At 42.1% G+C, this 15,285-nt stretch carries 15 protein-coding genes and 1 riboswitch; all 15 genes read left to right on the forward strand.

The annotated features are described in order from the left end of the window. Positions 1 to 58 precede the first annotated feature (58 nt). The 15 genes from ACQ4XT_RS09980 (at position 59) to ACQ4XT_RS10050 (ending at position 14,939) form a co-directional block, all read left to right on the forward strand. On the forward strand, positions 59 to 1,084 hold the full coding sequence (locus ACQ4XT_RS09980) for a methionine ABC transporter ATP-binding protein (RefSeq protein ID WP_446853554.1): 1,026 nt from the start codon (positions 59 to 61) through the stop codon (positions 1,082 to 1,084). Further along, positions 1,077 to 1,745, forward strand: coding sequence for a methionine ABC transporter permease (locus ACQ4XT_RS09985; protein ID WP_446853555.1), 669 nt, complete (start codon positions 1,077 to 1,079; stop codon positions 1,743 to 1,745). The genes ACQ4XT_RS09980 and ACQ4XT_RS09985 overlap by 8 nt, the downstream gene beginning before the upstream one ends. A 23-nt stretch (positions 1,746 to 1,768) precedes the next feature. Continuing rightward, positions 1,769 to 2,626: a MetQ/NlpA family ABC transporter substrate-binding protein gene (locus ACQ4XT_RS09990; RefSeq protein ID WP_446853556.1), complete on the forward strand. Its 858-nt coding sequence runs from the start codon at positions 1,769 to 1,771 to the stop codon at positions 2,624 to 2,626. A 66-nt stretch (positions 2,627 to 2,692) separates the two neighbouring features. Beyond that, the gene (locus ACQ4XT_RS09995; RefSeq protein ID WP_089654166.1) at positions 2,693 to 3,058 is read left to right on the forward strand and encodes a carboxymuconolactone decarboxylase family protein; all 366 of its coding nucleotides are present in this window, start codon (positions 2,693 to 2,695) and stop codon (positions 3,056 to 3,058) included. 197 nt (positions 3,059 to 3,255) lie between these two features. Then, entirely contained in the window at positions 3,256 to 3,426 is a 171-nt protein-coding gene (locus ACQ4XT_RS10000) for a YuzK family famiily protein (RefSeq protein ID WP_446853557.1), read from the forward strand. Between the two features lie 242 nt (positions 3,427 to 3,668). Then, entirely contained in the window at positions 3,669 to 4,448 is a 780-nt protein-coding gene (gene sufC, locus ACQ4XT_RS10005; protein WP_089654165.1) for a Fe-S cluster assembly ATPase SufC, read from the forward strand. A gap of 19 nt (positions 4,449 to 4,467) precedes the next feature. Further along, positions 4,468 to 5,775 carry a Fe-S cluster assembly protein SufD gene (gene sufD / locus ACQ4XT_RS10010; RefSeq protein WP_446853558.1) on the forward strand — a complete coding sequence of 436 codons (1,308 nt, stop codon included), beginning with the start codon at positions 4,468 to 4,470 and terminating at the stop codon, positions 5,773 to 5,775. Then, the gene (locus tag ACQ4XT_RS10015; RefSeq protein ID WP_446853559.1) at positions 5,775 to 6,995 is read left to right on the forward strand and encodes a cysteine desulfurase; all 1,221 of its coding nucleotides are present in this window, start codon (positions 5,775 to 5,777) and stop codon (positions 6,993 to 6,995) included. Before sufD ends, ACQ4XT_RS10015 begins: the two co-directional genes overlap by 1 nt. Continuing rightward, positions 6,985 to 7,428, forward strand: coding sequence for a Fe-S cluster assembly sulfur transfer protein SufU (gene sufU, locus ACQ4XT_RS10020; RefSeq protein ID WP_226591832.1), 444 nt, complete (start codon positions 6,985 to 6,987; stop codon positions 7,426 to 7,428). Before ACQ4XT_RS10015 ends, sufU begins: the two co-directional genes overlap by 11 nt. 30 nt (positions 7,429 to 7,458) lie before the next feature. Beyond that, positions 7,459 to 8,856 carry a Fe-S cluster assembly protein SufB gene (gene sufB, locus ACQ4XT_RS10025; protein WP_446853560.1) on the forward strand — a complete coding sequence of 466 codons (1,398 nt, stop codon included), beginning with the start codon at positions 7,459 to 7,461 and terminating at the stop codon, positions 8,854 to 8,856. Positions 8,857 to 9,687: 831 nt separating this feature from the next. Continuing rightward, entirely contained in the window at positions 9,688 to 10,500 is an 813-nt protein-coding gene (locus ACQ4XT_RS10030; protein WP_446853561.1) for a sulfite exporter TauE/SafE family protein, read from the forward strand. A gap of 11 nt (positions 10,501 to 10,511) precedes the next feature. Next, the gene (locus ACQ4XT_RS10035) at positions 10,512 to 11,897 is read left to right on the forward strand and encodes a bifunctional metallophosphatase/5'-nucleotidase (RefSeq protein WP_446853562.1); all 1,386 of its coding nucleotides are present in this window, start codon (positions 10,512 to 10,514) and stop codon (positions 11,895 to 11,897) included. Between the two features lie 112 nt (positions 11,898 to 12,009). Next, positions 12,010 to 12,186, forward strand: coding sequence for a hypothetical protein (locus ACQ4XT_RS10040; RefSeq protein ID WP_446853563.1), 177 nt, complete (start codon positions 12,010 to 12,012; stop codon positions 12,184 to 12,186). A gap of 50 nt (positions 12,187 to 12,236) precedes the next feature. Further along, positions 12,237 to 13,007, forward strand: a complete 771-nt coding sequence (yunB, locus tag ACQ4XT_RS10045; RefSeq protein WP_146816690.1) for a sporulation protein YunB — start codon at positions 12,237 to 12,239, stop codon at positions 13,005 to 13,007. 54 nt (positions 13,008 to 13,061) lie between these two features. Continuing rightward, positions 13,062 to 13,245, forward strand: a riboswitch (Lysine riboswitch). 137 nt (positions 13,246 to 13,382) lie between these two features. Further along, positions 13,383 to 14,939 (forward strand): Na+/H+ antiporter NhaC family protein, encoded by a 1,557-nt coding sequence (locus ACQ4XT_RS10050; RefSeq protein ID WP_446853564.1) that lies wholly within the window; start codon positions 13,383 to 13,385, stop codon positions 14,937 to 14,939. Positions 14,940 to 15,285 lie beyond the last annotated feature (346 nt).

Here is a 15,285-nt window from a genome sequence, read left to right on the forward strand (position 1 = left end):
ACGCCATTCTGTTCTCAAGGACAGAATGGCGTTTTTTTGGAAGTGGAGGGAAAACAGCATGATTAAAATTAAAGGACTATCTAAGATATTCCACACGAAAGATCAAGATGTACGAGCAGTGGATGATTTAAGTCTAAATATTAACAAAGGGGAAATTTATGGGGTCATCGGCTATAGTGGGGCCGGTAAAAGTACATTCATTCGTTTACTGAACCGATTGGAAGATCCCACTGAAGGAAGTGTTCTTGTCGATGATCAGGAACTTACGTCTTTAAGCAAAGGGAAATTAAGGTTGGCCAGACAAGAAATAGGAATGATCTTCCAGCACTTCAATTTGCTCTGGTCACGAACCGTTCATGATAATATCGCTTTTCCTTTGGAAATTGCAGGGATCCCGAAAGCAGAAAGGCAAAAACGTGTCGATGAATTGATAGAGTTGGTAGGGTTAAAAGGCCGAGGGGGTTCTTATCCATCCCAATTGAGCGGTGGACAAAAGCAAAGAGTGGGAATAGCCAGAGCGCTCGCAAACAATCCTAAAGTTCTTTTGTGTGATGAAGCCACATCCGCGTTGGACCCTGAGACCACGGATTCGATTCTTGATCTTCTAGTGGATATCAACGAAAAACTCGGACTTACTATTGTTCTAATCACACATGAAATGCACGTCATCCGCAAAATTTGTCATCAGGTGGCGGTTATGGAAGATGGAAAGCTTGTTGAACAAGGAGAAGTGCTGGATGTCTTTCTTCATCCTCAAAAACCGGTTACGAAGAAGTTTGTGGATCAGGTGATGGGGGACCCGGAAAAAGAGACGTCCCTGCAGTTGATCAAAGATAATTATCGGTCCGGAGAAATCATACGCCTTCACTTTGTGGGAGAAAGTACAAATCAGGCATTAATCAGTGATTTATCAAGGAAGTTTGAAGTGGATGTCAATATTCTGCATGGAAAGATTACCCAGACGCAGAAGGGGGCGTACGGGACAATGTTTGTTCAGTTTGACGGAGACCAAACAGAAGTCCAGCGTGCCATTGAATATATTGAATCAACATCTGTAGAAGTAGAGGTGAATCCACATGTTTAATCAATGGTTCCCGAACGTAAGAATGGAAGACATGATTACAGCTACAAACGAAACTCTTTATATGACGCTGGTTTCTGTCGCTGGGACATTTGTTTTAGGTTTGCTTTTAGGGCTCCTCCTTTACTTGACCGGGCCCGGAGGTCTTTGGGCAAATAAAACGTTGAATTGGATCACTGCTTCCATCGTTAACATATTTAGAGCGATTCCTTTTATCATTCTCATATTATTATTGTTCCCGTTTACTGATTTTCTGCTGGGGACCATACGAGGACCGCAAGCAGCATTACCTGCATTGATTATCGGGGGGGCGCCATTTTATGCCCGTCTGGTGGAAATTGCGTTGAAAGAAGTTGATAAAGGTGTTGTTGAAGCAGCAAAATCTATGGGAGCGAAGTATTCCACCATCATTTTCAAAGTATTGCTTCCGGAATCGATGCCAGCTTTAATATCAGGGATTACCGTAACAGCTATCGCATTAATTGGATACACCGCAGTAGCCGGTGCAATCGGATCTGGTGGTCTCGGCGATTTTGCCTATTTCTACGGGTTCCAACGAAGTAACTTTGATGTTGTATTCATTTGTACCATTTTAATCATATTCATTGTGTTTATATTCCAATTTATCGGAGATGCCATCTCACGGAAATTGGATAAAAGATAAAAAATAAAAGGGAGAGAATTAAAATGAAAAAAATCTGGACAAGTTTAATTGCCGTGTTGCTTATCGTTGTTCTCGCAGCTTGCGGGTCATCGAGTGAGGATGAAAATACATCAGGAGCTGAAGGTGAAGAAGGTGGAACCAAAGAGATAAAGGTAGGAGCTACCAGTGTTCCTCATGCTGAAGTTCTTGAAAAAGCAAAACCTTTGCTTGAAGAAGAAGGAATTACGTTAGAGATTGAAGAATATCAGGATTACATTTTACCGAACCAGGACTTAGATGAAGGCCGTATAGACGCGAACTATTTCCAAACGATCCCTTATATGGAGATCCAAGAGGAAGAGAAAGGGTATGACTTTGCAAACCTTGGTGGTATCCATATTGAGCCTATCGGAGTTTATTCTCAAAAGTATGAAAGCCTGGAAGACGTTGAAGAAGGTACGACACTAGTTATGAGTCGTTCTGTCTCCACTCACGGTCGAATTCTGTCGCTCTTAGAGAAAGAGGGACTGATCAAGTTGGATGAAAGTGTTGAAAAAGTAGATGCTACTGTGCAGGATGTTGTAGAAAACCCTAAAAACATTGAATTTGATACAGGAGTAGATGCTGCCAACCTTCCACAAGTTTACCAACGTGAAGAAGACGTACTTGTTGCGATTAATACGAACTATGCCATTGAAGCGGGACTGTCGCCTAGCGAAGATTCAATTATTCTGGAGGAATCTGATTCTCCATACGTGAACGTTGTTGCTGCAAATAGTGATGATAAAGACAATGAAGCATTGAATACACTTGTAGAAGTTCTTCGTTCTGAAGAGATCGTGAACTTCATAAAAGAAGAATATGATGGTGCTGTTGTGCCGGTATCAAGTGATGCTGAATAACGGATAAAATGGGTGGCTGCGGTTTATACTAACCGCAGTCACTTATTTTTATTGGGAGGTTTTCATATGCAGGAGCAAAATATGACGTGGACGCAAACGTATTTACATGATTATAAAGAAGGAATGGGAGCCTTCAGAGAGCACATGCCGGAAGTTTCTCATAAGTTTGATGAATTTACACAAGAATGTTTTAAAGCTGGAGAACTATCTAAAAAAGAGAAGCAATTGATGGCATTAGGAATCAGCATTGTTGCACAGGATGAGTATTGTATGATCTATCATACGAAAGGCTGCGTCGATCAGGGCGCAACAGAAAAGGAAATACTGGAAGCTTGTGGTGTTGCAGCTGCATTTGGTGGGGGAGCGGCTTTAAGTCAAGCTGTAACACTTGTACAGGATGCGTACATGGATTTGACGACAACGGTCAATTAATTTAAATAATTAGAAAATTGAAGTAAATTGAATGTATTCTATATGCTCGCCTGCGGTAAACGCTTACATTAACGATGAGGATTTGTTTTGCATGAATTTAAAGTTTCAAGGGGTTTTATTTGGGTATAAGAATTATGGTATTTTAAATTGTGTAAATAATCTGAAAGGATTGATTCGTTATTAGTGACGATCTGAACTTGAATTACACTGCTGATATGGAGAAAGCCATGCACCAATCCCATAACATGAGTTATGCGGAGTACAGCAGAAAGTTGGATACACGCTTGAAAGTAGAGGAAAAACGCCAACGTGAATTCGAAAAGAGTCAGAAAATGTTTGCCCAGGTCGACCGTCAATTGCATAGATAATAAATGATAAGAAATGAAAAAATCAGGTGTGTTTAGCCACCTGATTTTTTCATGTTATAATACACATGAAAAATGTAGAAATTTGTTTGTTGTCTGGTCATTTCCTTGGCTTCAGCTAATGGGAAAAAGTTGATAACAAGCACTAAATGATATAAGATTGTAATGAGAATAAATTGAGAATAGTTCTTTGTTTCCGATTAACTTGGACATTCTATAAAAATAGATACTGGAGGTATTCATTTATGGCAGGATCAACTTTAGAAATCAAAGATCTTCACGTAGAAATCGAAGGTCAAGAAATCCTTAAAGGTGTTAATTTAACAATCAACGGTGGGGAATTCCACGCTGTTATGGGACCGAACGGAACTGGTAAATCCACACTAGCTTCCGCAATCATGGGTCACCCTAAATATGAAGTGACAAAAGGTGAAGTATTGCTTGATGGCGAAAACGTCCTTGAAATGGAAGTGGACGAGCGAGCTCAAGCAGGTCTATTCCTAGCTATGCAATATCCTAGTGAAATCAGTGGTGTAACAAACTCTGACTTCTTACGTTCTTCTATTAACGCACACCGTGAAGAAGGCGATGAAATCTCTCTTATGAAATTCATTAAAGAGATGGATGCGAAGATGGACACACTTGATATGGATAAAAATATGGCACAGCGTTACCTTAACGAAGGTTTCTCCGGTGGTGAGAAGAAACGTAATGAAATCCTGCAGTTAATGATGATTCAACCAGCAATTGCCATCTTGGATGAAATTGATTCTGGACTAGATATTGATGCACTGAAAGTAGTCGCAAAAGGAATTAACGAAATGCGTAACGATGCTTTCGGTTGCTTAATCATCACTCACTACCAGCGTCTATTGAACTACATTACTCCTGATAAAGTACACGTTATGATGCAAGGACGTGTTGTCAAATCTGGTGGACCAGAACTTTCCCAGCGTCTGGAAGCGGAAGGTTATGATTGGATTAAACAGGAACTTGGCATCGAAGACGAAACCGTTAACGCGTAATTAAGATAGGAGGGTAACCATGACAGTAGAAGTCTCACTACCATATGACAAAGAGTACATCTCACAATTCTCCCAAGGGCAGAATGAGCCTGAATGGATGAAGAACCTTCGTCTTAGCGCCCTGGAGAAATCGGAATCTCTACAACTTCCGAAACCAGATAAAACGAATATCTCCAAATGGAACTTCACGGAGTTCGAACATCACGTAACGGGTGATCGTATTGAATCCCTTGATGAACTTCCAGTTGAAATCAAAGATTTCTTAGATGAAGAAAAAGAACAACAAAACCTGGTCATTCAGCGTAACCATACAGTAGCATACGGAACAATTGATCAGAAATTGAAAGATCAAGGTGTCATTTTCACAGATATCGGAACGGCACTTAGAGAGCACAGTGAATTGGTAGAGAAGTATTACATGAACGATGCTGTTCACATGGATGACCATCGTTTGACAGCTCTTCACGCAGCTCTTATGAACGGAGGAATTTTCCTTTATGTTCCAAAAAATGTGCAGATAGAGGATCCTATTCAGGCGATTTTCTGGCAGGAAGATCCAAAAGCTTCTCTAATCAACCACATTTTGGTCGTCGCAGAAGAGAATAGTTCTGTAACTTATGTTGAGAACTATATTTCTCACAATAAAGAAGATAAAACTTCTGCAAACATTGTGACAGAGGTCATTGCTAAAGATGGAGCGAAAGTATCCTTTGGAGCTGTCGACAACTTCGAAGCAGGCACTACCGTGTATGCCAATCGTCGTGGAGTTGCTTACCGCGATTCAGTCATCGAATGGGCTCTGGGGCAAATGAATGAAGGGAATACTGTTTCTGAGAACATCACACACTTGATTGGTGATAACTCTCACTCTAATGCGAAAACAGTTGCCATTGGACGTGGAACACAGAAGCAGAACTTCACAGCCAACATTACCCACTTCGGAAAAGGTTCTGATGGTTATATTCTTCAACACGGAGTAATGAAGGATAAAGCATCTGCTATATTCAACGGAATCGGAAAGATTGAACATGGGGCAAGCAAATCCAATGCAGAACAAGAGTCACGTGTTCTTATGCTGAGCAGTGACGCACGCGGAGACGCAAACCCAATTCTTCTCATTGATGAAGACGACGTAACTGCAGGACACGCAGCTTCTGTTGGACGTGTAGATCCGATTCAACTGTATTACTTGATGAGTCGAGGAATTTCCAAGTTTGAAGCCGAGCGTTTAATTATCCATGGTTTCCTAGCTCCAGTAGTAAACCAATTACCTGTAGATGCTGTGAAACGACAGTTGAAGCAAGTGATTGAAAGGAAAGTATATTAATGGATGTAAAAGCGGTACGCGACGAATTTCCAATTCTGCATCAAGAAGTTAATGGACATCCGCTCGTGTATTTGGATTCATCAGCGACTTCTCAGAAGCCGATAAAGGTGATTGAAAAGCTTGATGAATACTATCGTGGTTACAACTCCAATGTCCATCGAGGTGTACACACGCTTGGTACAAAAGCGACAGACGAGTACGAAGGGGCACGGGAGAAAGTGAGACGCTTCATTAATGCGTCCAGTACCCAGGAGGTTATCTTTACACGTGGGACAACAACCGCTATCAATACCGTAGCAGCAAGCTATGGCCGCGCGAACTTGAGTGAAGGTGATGAGGTTGTCATCACCCCTATGGAACACCACAGCAATATTATTCCATGGCAGCAGATTGTTAAGGATACGGGTGCTACTTTGAAGTATATCCCGTTGCAGCCTGATGGCACGATTCATTTAGAAGATGTTCAGAAGACAGTAACATCTAAAACGAAAATTGTTGCCGTTATGCATGTATCGAATGTTCTTGGAACGATCAATCCGGTGAAAGAGATAGCGCAAATAGCTCATAACCAAGGAGCTGTGATGCTTGTTGATGGAGCTCAAAGTGCTCCTCACATGAAGATTGATGTTCAAGACTTGGATGCTGATTTTTATGCGTTTTCAGGTCATAAGATGTGCGGTCCAACTGGAATTGGAGTTCTATATGGCAAAAAAGCGCTTCTTGAAAAAATGGAACCTGTCGAGTTTGGTGGAGAAATGATTGATTTCGTTAACCTCTATGATTCGACTTGGAAAGAGCTTCCGTGGAAGTTTGAAGGCGGTACACCCATCATAGCGGGAGCTGTCGGTCTCGGTGCAGCCATTGATTTCCTTACTGATATCGGTTTGGATGAAATTAAAGACCATGAAGAGAAGCTTGCTTCTTACGCCATGCAGGAAATGAATAAAGTCGATGGCATGACCATCTATGGTCCAGAGCATCGGGCGGGACTTGTCACTTTCAATCTTTCAGATGTCCACCCTCACGATCTTGCGACGGTCTTGGACGCTGAGGGAATTGCAGTACGTGCAGGACATCATTGCGCGCAGCCATTGATGCGTTGGTTGGAAGTTTCAGCGACGGCAAGGGCAAGTTTTTACTTGTATAATACTGAAGAAGATATTGATCGACTTGTTGCAGGATTAAAAACAACAAAGGAGTATTTTGGCGATGTCTTTTAATAACCTGGATACACTTTATCGTCAAGTCATCATGGATCATTATAAAAATCCGCGCAACCGTGGTTCCATCGAAGGTAACCCTATGACTGTAGATATGAACAACCCTACATGCGGGGATCGCATACAGCTGCAACTGCTGGTTGACGATGGTATGGTAAAGGATGCTAAGTTCGATGGTGAGGGCTGTTCCATCAGTCTATCCTCAGCCTCCATGATGACACAGGCAATCAAAGGAAAGCCAGTTGACGAAGCACTGAAAATGTCTGAGCTCTTTTCTGATCTGATGCAGGGGAAAGATATTGACGAAGGCGATATAGACCTTGGAGATATCGAGGCTCTGCAGGGAGTTTCCAAGTTCCCTGCTCGTATTAAATGTGCGACGCTTGCTTGGAAAGCAATGGAAAAGGGTGTAGATGTAGAGAAGGAAGACTAAGCTTTTCTATACCAAAAGGAGGTATATAACATGGCCAAAAAAGCGCCAGAAGTGGGAGAGTATCAATACGGTTTCCACGAAAAAGATGTTTCGATTTTCCGTACGCAAAAAGGTTTGACGAAAGAAGTCGTTGAACAAATCTCCAACTATAAAGAAGAACCGAAATGGATGCTCGACTTCCGATTGAAGTCTTTGGAGCAGTTCTATAAAATGCCGATGCCTCAGTGGGGCGGCGATCTTTCTGAGCTTAATTTCGATGACATCACTTATTACGTGAAGCCATCTGAACGTTCAGAGCGTTCATGGGATGAAGTCCCTGAAGAAATTAAAAACACATTCGACCGTCTGGGAATTCCTGAAGCGGAGCAGAAATACCTTGCAGGTGTATCCGCTCAGTATGAATCCGAGGTCGTCTATCACAATATGGAAAAAGATCTTGAAGATCTAGGTGTTATTTTTAAGGATACAGACTCTGCCCTTAAAGAGAATGAAGACCTTTTCAAAGAGTACTTCGGGAAAGTCATTCCACCGTCTGACAACAAATTCGCAGCATTGAACTCTGCGGTTTGGTCCGGAGGTTCGTTCATTTATGTACCGAAAGATACGAAAGTAGAAACGCCTCTGCAAGCGTACTTCCGTATTAACTCTGAGAACATGGGGCAATTCGAGCGTACGTTGATCATTGCGGACGAAGGATCTTCTGTCCACTACGTGGAAGGCTGTACAGCACCAACGTATTCTTCTAGCTCTCTGCACAGTGCCGTTGTAGAAATTTTCGTTAAAGATAACGCTTATTGCCGTTATACAACGATCCAAAACTGGGCGAACAACGTCTATAACCTTGTTACGAAACGTGCGGTTGCTGAGTCAAACGCTACGATGGAATGGGTCGACGGAAACCTTGGTTCTAAATTGACAATGAAGTATCCTGCTGTGCTTCTTAAAGGTGAAGGAGCGCGTGGTATGACGCTGTCCATCGCTCTAGCTGGTAAAGGGCAGCACCAGGATGCCGGCGCTAAAATGCACCACTTGGCACCGAATACATCTTCTACGATCGTGTCTAAATCCATCTCTAAACATGGTGGTAAAGTAACGTATCGCGGAATCGTTCAATTTGGTCGTAAAGCTGAAGGTGCTCGTTCCAACGTTGAGTGTGATACGCTCATCATGGACAATGAGTCCACATCCGATACGATTCCTTACAATGAAATCATGAACGAAAACATCTCTCTTGAGCATGAAGCGAAAGTTTCTAAAGTGTCAGAAGAGCAGTTGTTCTACTTGATGAGCCGCGGTATTTCTGAAGAAGAAGCGACAGAAATGATCGTTATGGGCTTTATCGAGCCATTCACAAAAGAACTACCAATGGAGTATGCCGTAGAAATGAACCGCCTAATCAAATTCGAGATGGAAGGTTCTATCGGTTAATATTAGAAAAAAGCCGTGCAGATATCATCTGCACGGCTTTTTCATCGTGGGCTGGTAATTTTATTATGATAGTAGTTATTAAAGTATATAGCAGGATTGTGGAAGACTTGATTTCGAGATGTTTGTGTGGATTTAGGGGCTCTAGGAAAAGGTTCGCTTTCCGTGGGCGAGTGATGAGCCTCCTCGAGCTAACGCTCTGCGGGGTCTCATCTACCACGCACTTCCCACAGGAGTCTCACCGTTTCCCTCCGCCCCTTTACCAAATGAGGTTCTCGAAATCCCTCTTATAGTAACCTGCCTAGTTGTGTTGTGAAATCCTGCTTAATCTGCATCGGTATAGGATTCTTAACTACAAAAGCTCTTATTACTGGAAGGTAGTTTCGAGAATGTCTTACGAAAAGTGGGCGGAGGGGAATGGCGAGACTCCTAACTTAAGTGTGCAGGCGCCTTGATCAGCGGCGTATGGACTGGACTGAGCTGGCGGAGATAAAGGAAACACGAAGAACGGAGTGATTCGATGTTGACTTATCGTACAGAAGCGAGGGAAGTCTCACTAGCCGCTAGGCGCCGGAACCGGATATCGTAGAGGAAAAAAGTGCAGGGTGAGACCCCACAGGACGCAGTCCGAGGAGGCTCACCGCGCTCCCGCGGATAGCGAGCTATTCCCCGCAGCCCCCTCCACTAAAAAAAGTCTCGAAACTGAGTCTTCAAGAAAAGTGAGTTTATCTATAATTAATGGGGAGGTTTGATTCTCCAGTGGAGGCAAGATGTTTTATGAATACAAAACATGATACTATAATATTATCTATTAAGAGTTAAGGAAGATTCGATATGTATTTGATTATGTTTGTGATCGGTTTAATTACCGCCCTGGTCGGAAGTGTGGCAGGCCTTGGAGGAGGAGTTATTTTAGTTCCTGTTCTCCTGTTTTTAGGTGATCATTATGCTTCCTTCAATTGGGTAACTCCCCAGGCGATTGTGGGAATTTCTTTAGTCGTGATGATTTTTACGGGGATGTCTTCGGCCATCTCATATATGAAGCACCACCGTGTGGATACGGGAATTGGGCTGGTTTTTTTATGTGGAAGCATTCCGGGAGGCATTTTCGGCTCCTGGCTGAATCAATTTTTTGAAACGGATGGTTTCTCACTTTTCTTTGGAATTGTTATGATTGCGGTTTCTTTATTGTTTTTCATTCCGAGAAGACAAGCAGGCCAATTGTTATTTAAAACAGGTATGTCTAGAGAAAAAACAGTGGACGGGAAAGTGTATAAATACCGGATGCCTTTTTGGGTTGGGTTTCTCTTATCGTTTGGCGTAGGGATGTTATCTGGTCTATTAGGCATAGGTGGAGGATCTTTAATGGTGCCGGCAATGATTTTATTATTGAACATCCCTCCTCATATTGCGACAGCGACCTCTATGTTCATGATTTTTTTTGCAAGTATAACAAGCTCTGCGACACATATTCTTTTAGGGCATGTGGATTGGAGTCATACACTTTGGTTTATTCCGGGAGCTTATTTGGGGGGAACACTTGGCGCATGGGTCAATCGACGACTTGATGGACAGGTAGTGGAAAGATTCCTCAGAGTGCTGCTCGTATTAATTGGCATACGTTTAATATGGCAAGGTTTAGGGTGAGGAGACTGATGATGAAGGAAAAATTATACTTTTATTATACAAGCGATCTGCACAGTCACTTTGAAAATTGGCCACAAATCGTCGGTTATTTTAATGAACAGAAAAAGAAGCATGAGAAAAAAGGCGAAGAGTACTGGCTTTTTGATAATGGAGACCATGTGGATCGTTTCCATCCGATTGCGGAAGGGTTGATGGGAAAAGGCAATGTTGAACTATTGAATGATGCTGGATATGATGTGGTAACAATCGGTAATAATGAAGGCATCACTTTAGCAAGTGAAGATCTTCATTCCTTATACGATCATGCGACTTTTCGAGTCGTTTGTGCCAACTTGGATTGTAAGAGTTCCTCTTCACCTGCTTGGTTAAAGCCTTATCACATTCTTGAATCCAAATATGGGACGAAAATCGGTGTATTAGGCTTTACTGCACCATTTCAAGCGTTTTACCAGCAGTTGGGATGGGATGTGGTTCCTCCCTTGGACATTCTGGATGGTGTAATCGATGAGTTGAGGAATCAAACCGATATCATTATCTTATTATCACACCTTGGTATAAATGAAGATGAAGAAATTGCGAGGCGTTATTCAGACATTGATATTATCATTGGGGGACACACCCACCACCTCTTCAAGAATGGTGAATATATTGATGGTGCTTTATTAACAGCGGCAGGTAAACATGGGACGCATCTTGGTGAAGTTGTTGTTGAATGGAACATCGACACCCGTCATTTGGAAAAGAAAGAAGCCTATGCTATACCAACGGAACAACTGAAAAAAGATGATGAAGTAACTAAGAAAGTCAAGGAGATACGTTCTAAGGCTGTTCACGAACTAGGTACTCCCGTGTCTTATCTCAAGGAACCTCTGCATATTGCTTGGTTCCAAGACACCCCGCTTATGAACCGCTTAACTGAACAATTACGCTTATGGACATCGGCGGATATAGCGATGTTGAATGCAGGTGTGCTTCTTGACCATTTATCCGCTGGAGAGATCACTTATGAAGATATTCATCGCATTTGTCCACACCCCATGAATCCCTGCCTTGTGGAGTTGAAAGGGGATGAGTTGCTGGAAGTGATACGAGCGGCTCATACGAAAGAACTTACGGAAATAAGGCTGAAAGGTTTTGGATTCAGGGGCGAAGTAATCGGAAAGATGGTTTTTGCTGGTATTGACATAGAATTGGGGATAGATGATGATGGAGGTGAACATGTAAAGCGTGTCACGTTTGATGGTGAACCGATTGATTATTATCGAACCTATCAGTTTGCTACAGCTGACACATTTACGTTTGGCCGATTCTTTCCTGAAATTGCCTATGCTAAGTCAAAGAAATATTTTATGCCGGAACTATTGCGTGATTTATTATCTGAAGCACTTAAATCATAACACTGAGAGCTACCTTTGCAGGTAGCTCTCTTACATAACGGGTCGATAGGAGTTAATTATGAGAGGCTGGATGGATTAGGGTATCCGTATTAAGAGTGGTGAATTTATCTATATGGAAAAATCCTTGCCATTGCTGCGTGAAGCGATTGTAGATAAACAGAACCCAACTGTGTGCAATCGTCCCATAGTAAGGGAAATAAACAAAGTTGGGACGAGAGGAAGAGACATTGACTTGTCCAAGGAATTGAATATTATGATTTCCAATTGTCATCTGACATCAGTAAGTTAATGCTTAAACCCTTCTCTTCTTTCATATAGATAGATGAGGAGGGTTGTTCTATGCCAAAAAAGAGTGCGACTACTGGTTCCACGATCGGAAAAAGGATTGTGCTTAGTCTGCTGTTTTTCGCCCTTTTCACAGCGTTAAGTCTTTGGTTCATTAACCGAGGGGTAACTCCAGCGCTTGTTGAAATTGCTGAAACAAAAGCTCAACAGCTGGCTAGGGATGCCATAAATGAAGCCGTCAGCAAAACGATCGCAGAAGATTTACAATTTAATGATCTTGTGAATATGGAGAAGGATAACCAAGGAAACATCGTTTATATGGGTTGGAACTCTGTCGTAGTTAACCGGGCACTTCGCGATACGACCATACGTGTTCAAAACTTTCTCAAAAGAATGGAGCTTGGAGAGCTTCCTATGGAGGATACGTCTTTAGAGCCGAATATTGATCCCGATCGCACACAGGAAGAACTAGGAGAACAGCCGGCAACCTTAATTGAACTTCCTATCGGGGTAGCGACGAACAACAGTTTACTAGCGAATCTTGGGCCAAAAGTTCCTGTTCAACTAAGAGTGATTGGAGATGTTCAATCGGAAGTGGATATCAAGATGACGGAGTATGGGATTAATGCAGCTCTTTTTGAATTGACCATTCATTTTGAAGTGAACGTGCGGATTGTTATTCCATTTTCTACAGAAACGACTGTCGTAACGAATAACATTCCAATTGATCAAGCCACAATTCTTGGGAAAGTACCTAATTTCTATGGTGGCATGGGTGGAGAAGGGGATCCATCATTTTCCTATCCAATGGACCCCTTGCAATAAATGCTTGGAATTGTTAAACTTACTGAGAATTGAATATGCGTGACCTTATCAGATCGGTGAGGTAGAGGTGCAAACACCATCAGTAATCAATTGGAGCGAGACAAGCGACGATGATTGATGGAAGGGGATGTTTGCCGAAGTGTTTTGTAGTTCGTCAAGCTATAAGACGCTGGTGTATATCTGAACAAGAGATACACTGTCATGCATGCTTTTGGGTGCATGGGGCGCTACTGATCGAAATGGAGGATAATCAAATTGCCACTTACAAAGGCAATGGTAGGTTATTTTCTATCATTGTCTTTTTTTATTCCTCATTTTTTCATCCGCAGTAGCCTTCCATTCCCGTTACATCAAGATTTACGGAGGGGAAAAATCATGGAAGGAACCATCTATTCTTTAATTCCAGCAGTATTAATGTTAATCCTTGTTCTGCTGACAAGGAAAGTCATCCTGTCCTTAGGGATCGGGATCATCGTAGGAGCATTCCTGCTCACTCAAATGGATATTGGCGGAGGATTGACGTTAATTTGGTCGATTTTCGCAAGCATCTTTGTTAGTGAAGGCACACTGAATATGGGCAACATTTATTTGTTATCATTTCTATTTCTACTAGGAATTACCACTGCCTTCATGACAGCATCAGGAGGAAGTCGGGCCTTTGGTCGCTGGGCTGTCGAACGTATTCGCACGAGAAAAGGAGCCACACTTGTACCAGCTCTTCTTGGAATCATTATTTTTATTGATGATTACTTCAATGCACTAGCCGTTGGACAAGTGGCGCGACCTGTAACCGATCGATACAAAGTATCACGGGCGAAATTGGCGTATTACATCGATTCCACATCGGCTCCGATTACTGTTATTTCACCGATTTCCAGCTGGGGAGCTTATATTATTGGAACAATAGGAAGTATCCTTGCTGCTAATGAAATCACACAGTACCAAGCGTTTGAAGCATTCGTGCTTATGATTCCAGCAAATTTATATGTATTTGCAGCATTATTACTCGTATTCCTGACGATTTATTTAAGATTGGACCTTGGTCCGATGAAAGTTCATGAAAAACGTGCTATTGAAACAGGTGAATTGAACAACCCTGAAAAGGGAGATGTTCCTGGTGATTTAAATGATGAGTTTAAAGAGCATAATCACGGCAAGATCTCTCATTTGATTTGGCCTATTGTAGCGCTCGTTGTCGGAACTGTGTTAACAATGATTATCACGGGAATGCGTAACACGGAAGGTAATGTTGATCTTCTCTCCATCTTTGCCAACACAAATGTCAATATCTCGTTGTTCACAGGCGGAGTCGTTTCTGTAGTTATTGCGCTTATGTTGTATATCGGTCAGCCCAAACCTAAATCAGGAATTTCTCTTGTCTTTCTTCAAGGGATGAAAGCTATGTTACCAGCGATCTACATCTTGGTTTTTGCCTGGATGATCGGTGATATTATCGGCCAGCTCCAAACCGGTGAATATTTAGCCCAGCAATTTACTCAAGCAGATATCAATCTTGCCTATCTGCCTTTGATTATTTTCCTGCTGTCAGGCTTCATGGCATTATCTACAGGTACTTCTTGGGGAACATTTGGAATAATGCTTCCAATTGCAGGGGAAATCGCAGCAGTATCTGATCCTACACTGATTCTTCCGGCACTGTCAGCCGTACTTGCCGGCTCTGTGTTTGGTGACCATTGTTCACCGATATCAGACACTACGATTCTTTCCTCGACTGGGGCAGGATCGAACCATATTGATCACGTTCTCACACAGCTTCCTTATGCTCTTATCGCAGCAGGAGCTGCTTCGATCGGTTATGTCATCCTAGGCCTGTCAGGTGGAGTTTGGCTGCCACTGTTGCTGACATTGATTATTGTCACAGTTGCAGCGTTTATTATTCACAAGTTTAATCATAGTCAACCAACGGAGTAAAATAAGAACGATTAGTTTTCCCGAAGAGTATGGAACGTTCAACGTCCATACTCTTTTTTGTTTCCATTCTCCCTCAAAAAATTTTGAACTTCCTTTTTTAAAATGCACAGTTACGTAACTTGTTCCGCGAAAGAATATTGGTAAAATGATGTGGGTCACCCTGCCACACACTCCACTAAATTCTCAATTTGAGTCTTACAATATCCTTCCATATAGATCAAATGGTTAAATATTGAAAATATAAATCCATATTATGGTAGTTCTTTTTGTTCATGTCTTTTATCTCACCTTCCAATTTTTAGAATTTTTAAAATTATTTTGACAAGCTATGCATTGCTAGTTATAA

Source organism: Halobacillus sp. 12SKB, from assembly GCF_052941655.1.

Bases quoted from the DNA above. Each gene is read 5' to 3' on its own strand.
- ACQ4XT_RS09980 (WP_446853554.1), top strand. From the start codon at position 59: ATGATTAAAATTAAAGGACTATCTAAGATATTCCACACGAAAGATCAA.
- ACQ4XT_RS09985 (WP_446853555.1), top strand. From the start codon at position 1,077: ATGTTTAATCAATGGTTCCCGAACGTAAGAATGGAAGACATGATTACA.
- ACQ4XT_RS09990 (WP_446853556.1), top strand. From the start codon at position 1,769: ATGAAAAAAATCTGGACAAGTTTAATTGCCGTGTTGCTTATCGTTGTT.
- ACQ4XT_RS09995 (WP_089654166.1), top strand. From the start codon at position 2,693: ATGCAGGAGCAAAATATGACGTGGACGCAAACGTATTTACATGATTAT.
- sufC (WP_089654165.1), top strand. From the start codon at position 3,669: ATGGCAGGATCAACTTTAGAAATCAAAGATCTTCACGTAGAAATCGAA.
- sufD (WP_446853558.1), top strand. From the start codon at position 4,468: ATGACAGTAGAAGTCTCACTACCATATGACAAAGAGTACATCTCACAA.
- ACQ4XT_RS10015 (WP_446853559.1), top strand. From the start codon at position 5,775: ATGGATGTAAAAGCGGTACGCGACGAATTTCCAATTCTGCATCAAGAA.
- sufU (WP_226591832.1), top strand. From the start codon at position 6,985: ATGTCTTTTAATAACCTGGATACACTTTATCGTCAAGTCATCATGGAT.
- sufB (WP_446853560.1), top strand. From the start codon at position 7,459: ATGGCCAAAAAAGCGCCAGAAGTGGGAGAGTATCAATACGGTTTCCAC.
- ACQ4XT_RS10030 (WP_446853561.1), top strand. From the start codon at position 9,688: ATGTATTTGATTATGTTTGTGATCGGTTTAATTACCGCCCTGGTCGGA.
- ACQ4XT_RS10035 (WP_446853562.1), top strand. From the start codon at position 10,512: ATGAAGGAAAAATTATACTTTTATTATACAAGCGATCTGCACAGTCAC.
- ACQ4XT_RS10040 (WP_446853563.1), top strand. From the start codon at position 12,010: ATGGAAAAATCCTTGCCATTGCTGCGTGAAGCGATTGTAGATAAACAG.
- yunB (WP_146816690.1), top strand. From the start codon at position 12,237: ATGCCAAAAAAGAGTGCGACTACTGGTTCCACGATCGGAAAAAGGATT.
- ACQ4XT_RS10050 (WP_446853564.1), top strand. From the start codon at position 13,383: ATGGAAGGAACCATCTATTCTTTAATTCCAGCAGTATTAATGTTAATC.